At 55.1% G+C, this 6,499-nt stretch carries 6 protein-coding genes; 2 read left to right on the plus strand and 4 right to left on the minus strand.

Annotated features, from left to right (window positions below; translation table 11 throughout):
- Positions 1 to 78 precede the first annotated feature (78 nt).
- The 4 genes from EJP87_RS12850 to EJP87_RS12865 form a co-directional block, all read right to left on the minus strand.
- Entirely contained in the window at positions 79 to 1,362 is a 1,284-nt protein-coding gene (locus EJP87_RS12850) for a replication-associated recombination protein A (protein ID WP_420886862.1), read from the minus strand.
- A 170-nt stretch (positions 1,363 to 1,532) separates the two neighbouring features.
- The gene (locus EJP87_RS12855; protein ID WP_130472273.1) at positions 1,533 to 2,636 is read right to left on the minus strand and encodes an SDR family NAD(P)-dependent oxidoreductase; all 1,104 of its coding nucleotides are present in this window, start codon (positions 2,634 to 2,636) and stop codon (positions 1,533 to 1,535) included.
- Positions 2,637 to 2,638: 2 nt separating this feature from the next.
- Entirely contained in the window at positions 2,639 to 3,538 is a 900-nt protein-coding gene (gene xerD, locus EJP87_RS12860; RefSeq protein WP_130472274.1) for a site-specific tyrosine recombinase XerD, read from the minus strand.
- Entirely contained in the window at positions 3,538 to 4,314 is a 777-nt protein-coding gene (locus tag EJP87_RS12865; protein WP_130472275.1) for a methyltransferase domain-containing protein, read from the minus strand. Before EJP87_RS12865 ends, xerD begins: the two co-directional genes overlap by 1 nt.
- A gap of 43 nt (positions 4,315 to 4,357) precedes the next feature.
- On the opposite strand from EJP87_RS12865, the gene gloB reads away from it, so the two are divergent.
- Entirely contained in the window at positions 4,358 to 5,125 is a 768-nt protein-coding gene (gloB, locus tag EJP87_RS12870) for a hydroxyacylglutathione hydrolase (RefSeq protein ID WP_193771370.1), read from the plus strand.
- A gap of 27 nt (positions 5,126 to 5,152) precedes the next feature.
- Entirely contained in the window at positions 5,153 to 6,376 is a 1,224-nt protein-coding gene (locus tag EJP87_RS12875) for an RtcB family protein (RefSeq protein WP_130472277.1), read from the plus strand.
- The last annotated feature ends 123 nt before the right edge of the window (positions 6,377 to 6,499 follow it).

Raw genomic sequence — 6,499 nt, forward strand, 5'->3', positions numbered from 1 at the left:
GGGAGGGCGGACGCCCGACCTGCACAGTTGCGCTTGTGGCAACAGTGAGGAGATTGGCAACTGCGATTGCCCTGCTTTTCAAGAGCGCTCTTTGGCCGTTGCCTTGTGTCGCAGTCGTTGCCAAAAGGCGAGTCGCTTACTGATTTCCCGCTCAAATCCTCGTTCTACGGGATGATAAAAACGTTCTCCTTGCAATGGTTCTGGAAGATGGTTTTCCACCACAAAGGCATGCTCATAATCATGGGGATAGCGATAGTGGGCGCCATATCCCAACTCTTTCATCAGAGCAGTGGGAGCGTTGCGGATGGTCAACGGTGGCGGCAGATGACCGCTGTTGCGGGCACACTCTTGCGCCGCTTGATAGGCGGTATAGAGGCTGTTGCTTTTCGGGGCCGTAGCCAGATAGACCACCGCTTGTGCCAAAGCCAGCTCTCCCTCTGGCGAGCCGAGAAAATGAAAGGCATCACGGGCCTGCAGGGCAACAGCGAGTGCTTGCGGGTCAGCATTGCCCACATCTTCCGAGGCAAAACGGATCAATCTTCTGGCGATATAGAGACCATCTTCCCCACCGCCCAACATGCGCGCCAGCCAATACAGGGAGGCATCGACATCAGAGCCGCGCAACGATTTATGCAGGGCGGAAATCAGGTTATAATGCTCTTCGCCCTTTTTATCATAGAGGACAGCGCGCTGTTGCAGGCAGAGTTGCCAATCCTTGAGGGTCAAAAGACGGGGTGCATCCAGCACACCACTCACCGTGATCAAGCTCTCCAAAAGATTAAGCGCATAACGTCCATCACCTTGTGCGGCAGCAGCCATTTGCGGCCACAGCGCCTCATCCAGAGTGATTGGCCATTGCCCATAACCGTTCTCTGGGTCACTCACTGCCCGTTGCAGCAGACGAATCAGATCCTCTTCCTGCAGACTGTTCAAGACCACAACCCGACAACGGGAGAGCAGGGCGCCATTGAGCTCGAAAGAGGGATTTTCTGTGGTGGCACCAATCAGGATGATGGTGCCATCCTCGACTGTGGGCAAAAAGGCATCCTGTTGCGCTTTGTTAAAGCGGTGAATTTCGTCCATGAACAAAATGGTGCTGTGCTGATGGCTTTGTCGTCGTTGCCGGGCCTCCTCGACCACAGCCCGGACCTCTTTGACACCAGAAAAAACGGCAGACAGGGGGGTGAAGGGGAGTTGGCTCTGTTTGGCCAATAGCCGGGCCAGAGTGGTTTTGCCACATCCCGGTGGTCCCCAAAGGATCATCGAAGGCAGTTGCTGTTCGGCCAGGGCCCGACTTAAAAAACGCTCTGCGCCCAGCAGATGATTCTGTCCCAACAGCTCATCCAGGCTGGCTGGTCGCATCCGATCGGCCAATGGGGTCACTGGCGGGCGTCGCTGGTGATTTTTCTGCCATGGCTCTTGCGCATGCACTGGTTTACGATTCCTAGCTAGGGTAAATGGTGTTGTATTGCCGAGGCCAACGTGCAAGGAGCTGTGCATGCGCTCACTGTAGAAGGTGAGCGTCCTTCCTGTCAATTCAAACTGCGTCCGCCGTCGATATGCAGGATTTCTCCGGTAACATAAGGGGCATGCACCAGGTAGCGAATGGCCTGCAACAGGGCATGCGCTGAGGCATGTTGGGCAAGGGGGGTGTGCCGCAACAGTTTTTGCCAGGCCGGATCGTCTGTGTTGCCCAGCAGGGCGCCGGGTGCGATGCCATTGACCCGCACCAACGGTGCCAAATCGCGGGCCAGAGAACGGGTTGCCATGATCAAACCGGCTTTGCTGGTGCTGTATATGCTGTGCTCGCTGAGTGGTTTTTCACCCCAGATATCACATATCTGGATGATCTGTGCCGGATGGGCGTGGCGTTTTGCTTCCGCTTGCATGAGACGGCCCACACAGATGGCCAACCAGAGCGGACCCTGCAGATTGACCCGCAACAGATGCTCCATGCTTTGCCAATCCAACTGCTGCAAGGGTGTGGCTTGAAAGAGACTGGCATTGTTGATCAACAGTTGCGGGATGCCCCAACGCAGGACCACCTGTTGGACAACGGTTTCGATCTGCTGTGCATCGCTTTGGTCGAGGGGTATAGCCTCGGCGCTGCCGTTTTGCGCACGAATGGCTGCAACAATCTCCTCGGCCTCCTGGGCTGCACGATGATAGGTCAGAACGATCCGGTATCCCAGGCTGGCCCAATCCATGGCGATGCAGCGCCCCAGTTGACTGCTGCCACCGGTCAGCAGGAGCAGAGGGGGCGCAGAGGAGGGGATTGCCCCAGGAGAGGGGAGTAAGGGTACCGCCACAGGGGGTGGAGAAGAGGAGTGCATACTCTCTGCCTGCTGCATCGGTTCTGGTGCCGCGGAGGGTGCAGATGTATTGGCATCGTTGGGTATATACAAAAGCTCCTCCTCATTGTGTCGCCCCAGCAGGGAGTGCCATAAGAGGATCCAGGGATTTTCTGGATCGGCATGACCTTGACGGCGTTCGCTCCACCGGTAGAGAAACCACAAGGGCAGCAGAGTCAGCAGAAAGGGCAGGCCGATCAGCAGGGCGCAGGAGAGTTTGATGCCGGTGAGCAGCCGTTGTACGAGGGAGGTTGTGTTTGGGAAATTTTCGGCGTGAGTGGACACAATCAGGCTCGTGGATGGGTGCGTTGATAGACCTGTTTCATGCGCACTTTGGAGATATGGGTATATATTTCCGTGGTGGAGATGTCGGCATGACCCAACATCATTTGAATGGCGCGCAGATCGGCATCATGGTTCAACAGATGTACGGCAAAGGAGTGGCGCAGCAGATGTGGGGAGATCTCCTTGCGAATACCGGCCATGACCGCATGCCGACGGATCAAATACCAAAAATTTTGCCTGGTCATGGCGCCGCCGCGGGCGGTAACAAAGAGAGCCGTGGCAGTGCGTCCGGCAAGTAAAATGGGTCGGGCAGCTTGTTGGTAGTGGGCAACCCGCTCCATGGCCACCTCGCCCACCGGAATCAAACGCTCCTTGTTGCCTTTGCCGATCACCCGAATCAGGCCAAATTGTTCGTCGAGGCTGTCGGTGGTCAGCTCCACCAGTTCTGAAACCCGCAACCCGGTGGCATAGAGCAACTCCAACATTGCCGCATCACGCAAGCCCAGTTCGGTTGTTTGATCCGGGGCGTTAAGCAGATCCTCCACCTCCTCTTCCGAGAAGGTTTTGGGCAGGGGGCGGCGGATTTTTGGAAGTTGCAGCAGTCTGGTGGGATCATCCGGGCGCTGTTCGGTGACCAGCAGATGGCGGCAGTAATGGCGAATGGCCGACATTTTGCGTGCAACGGTGGTGGCAGTGAGCTTGCGGCTGTAGAGCTGTTCCATATAATTGGCCAAATCTTCCGGGGTCATGGTCAACAGCGAGTGGGCACTATTTGCCTGTTGCGCCAAAAATTCGGCCAAACCGAGCAGATCCAGACGATAGGCTTCGAGCGTATTTTCAGCTAAACCCTCTTCAACAAGCAGATCGTCGAGAAATTGTTGGATCAGGTCAGAATCTTGCATTATTGGCTCCGCTTGGCACCATCTTTGTGAAAACGGGGGGCAAAGCTTTGCGAGAGCGGGCGTTGCAAAAGATTATGCGCCGATTGTTTGCCCAGTGGTGTTAAGGCATAGACGACCTTTTCCGCTTCGCATAAAATAACTCCCCCCAATGGGGCAAACCAGCGATTGCCCGCTTTTTCCCATGCGGGAGCCGCTTGCGGAAAATAGCGTTTGCCAAGCGGCGGCATAAAGAGGGCAAAGCGGGATTGTCTGGGAATAAAAAGGGAGTCGGTCAGCAATTCGGCTAATTGTCCCGGTGAAAAGGGGTGTCCCCAACCAAAAGGGGTATGGTCGCGACGTGCCCACATGCCGCCACGGTTGGGTACCATAATCAGCAAGCGACCTCCGGGAGTAAGAATCCGCCAGGTTTCACGCAGAGCCGCTTGTGAGGAGGCACAACTCTCCAAAAAATGGCTCATGATGACTTGGTTAAACTGGGTGTCGGCAAAGGGGAGTGCATCAGGTCGTATCTGGGCGACGCGGTTGGCGCTGCCAGAAGGCCATGGCAAAACTCCCATTTCGGCAGGAGAGGCTGCCAAGGGATGGCGGCAGCGTTCCACCGGTAATGCCTGGACAAGGCGATCCAGATAGGGTTGCGTATAGCCTAGTCCCAACAGTTGCAGAGAAGGATGGTTGACGCTCAGCCACTGCAGCATGATTTCGCCGATCAGATCGGCAACCGTTTGCCCCTCTGGGGAGTTGTACCATTTTTGCAATCGGACCGCTTCCAGCATCATGGTCAGGTCACTCGTTTGGACTTTAAGGGAAAGTATCTCAATTATGCCTCAACAATCTCTCATGGTCGAGCCTGTCCCTGCTTTGAAGGACAATTATATTTGGATGTTTGCCACCGGAGAGGGGAGCTGGGCTGCTGTGGATCCGGGTGAGGTTCATCCGGTACGGCAGTTTTTACAGGCGCAGGAGGGCAGTTTATCGCATATTCTGCTCACCCATCACCATCATGATCATATTGGTGGTGTGGCCGATCTGCGCAAAATCTATCAGGCGACAGTCATCGGCTCGGAACGGGATCAAGCCCGCTTGCCGCCCTTGGATGTCGCCGTGAGTGATGGGCAACAGATCTCGTTGGGATCCGAATCGGCGATGGTCTTGGAGGTGCCAGGACATACTTCGGGTCATGTGGTCTATTTGCTGCAGGATGTTCTGTTTGCCGGAGATACTCTGTTTCGCTTCGGTTGTGGACGCATCTTTGAAGGTGCTCCTGAACGGATGTGGGAAAGTTTGCAGAGAATACGTCAGTTGCCGGATGCAACACGTTTGTGCGCTGCCCATGAATATACACTGGTCAATCTGCAGTTTGCCTGTTCTCTGGAACCCAATAATAACCAGTTGCAAAATATGCTCAAACATATTTTTCAACAAACCGACATGGAGTTGCCTACCATGCCCTCTCCTTTGGGGGAGGAAAAGCTCTATAATCCATTTTTGCGTGCGGATGACAGCCAATTTGCCAAAAATATTGGTTTGACCGGCTACAGTGCCGAGCAGGTTTTTACCTCGATCCGCAAGAAAAGAAATTCCTTTTGAGGCTGTTGTGCATAAGGAGCCCTGGGGATGCCGATTTATGAAGTGATCCATACTGGCCGGGTGCCGGTACATGTCTATGCTGATGATCTGGATGCCACCTCACGGAAGCAACTGATGAATGTGGCCAATTTGCCATTTGTCTTCCGGCAGGTGGCGGCGATGCCCGATGTGCATGCCGGTTTGGGGGCAGTGATCGGTTCGGTGATTCCGACCGAAAAGGCGGTAATTCCGGCGGCTGTCGGGGTGGATATTGGTTGTGGCATGCAGGCGGTCAAGCTGGCGTTGCTGGGAGAAGAGCTGCAAGGACGAGCGGATGATCTGCGTGCGGCGATTGAACAGGCAGTCCCCCATGGTCGTACCGATCAAGGGGGAGCCAACGATCAAGGGGCCTGGCAGAGCATCCCCATCCCCATTCGTGCCTATTGGGCCAAAAATGGCATTGAACAGCGCCTGCCCAAGGTGTTGCAACGCCATCCCAAACTGCTGCATAAACGGGTCAATGCCGAACGCCATTTGGGTACGTTGGGAACAGGCAACCATTTTATCGAGATTTGTCTGGATGAGGGACAACAGGTCTGGGTGCTTTTGCACTCCGGTTCACGGGGAATCGGCAACCGGATTGGTACCTATTTTATCGAACAGGCGCGTCGGGATATGGGCAGAGCTTTGCAGCAGTTGCCGGATGCCGATCTGGCCTGGTTGCAAGAGGGAACAGACAATTTTCAGGATTATGTGCAGGCCGTCGCCTGGGCCCAGGAGTATGCCAAGGCCAATCGTCGTTTTATGATGCAGGCCACCTTGGCTGCCATGTCCACAGTATTGGCTCGCCCCCTGGCGGTGGTTGGTGAAGCGATCGATTGTCATCATAATACCATGGAGCGGGAGGAGCATTTTCAACGCACCCTGTGGGTGACGCGCAAAGGGGCGATTCGCGCCCGAAAGACCGATTTGGGCATTGTCCCCGGCTCGATGGGCAGCAAGAGCTATATTGTGCGCGGCAAGGGCAATCAGGAGACTTTTTGTTCCAGCGCCCATGGGGCAGGGCGAAAAATGAGCCGAAACGAAGCGGCTCGTCGCTTTACCACCGCCGATCTGCAGCAGCAGACGGAAGGGGTAAGCTGTCGCAAGAGTGCCAGTGTGATGGATGAGATTCCTGCCGCTTATAAAGATATTGACAAGGTGATGGCCAGACAGTCCGATTTGGTGGAAATTCTCCATGTGCTCAAACAGATTGTCTGTGTCAAAGGATAATCGCTTGTTTCCCATGGCAATCGCATTTGAAAAGCAGAAAATTATTATGGAGGTCCAGGAGGAGATTATCTCCTCCTGGTGGGTGCAGGGCAAAGCCCTGCTGAAAATGTGCGGCGTTTCACA

This window comes from Candidatus Magnetaquicoccus inordinatus, assembly GCF_004217665.1.
GTDB lineage: Bacteria > Pseudomonadota > Magnetococcia > Magnetococcales > Magnetaquicoccaceae > Magnetaquicoccus > Magnetaquicoccus inordinatus.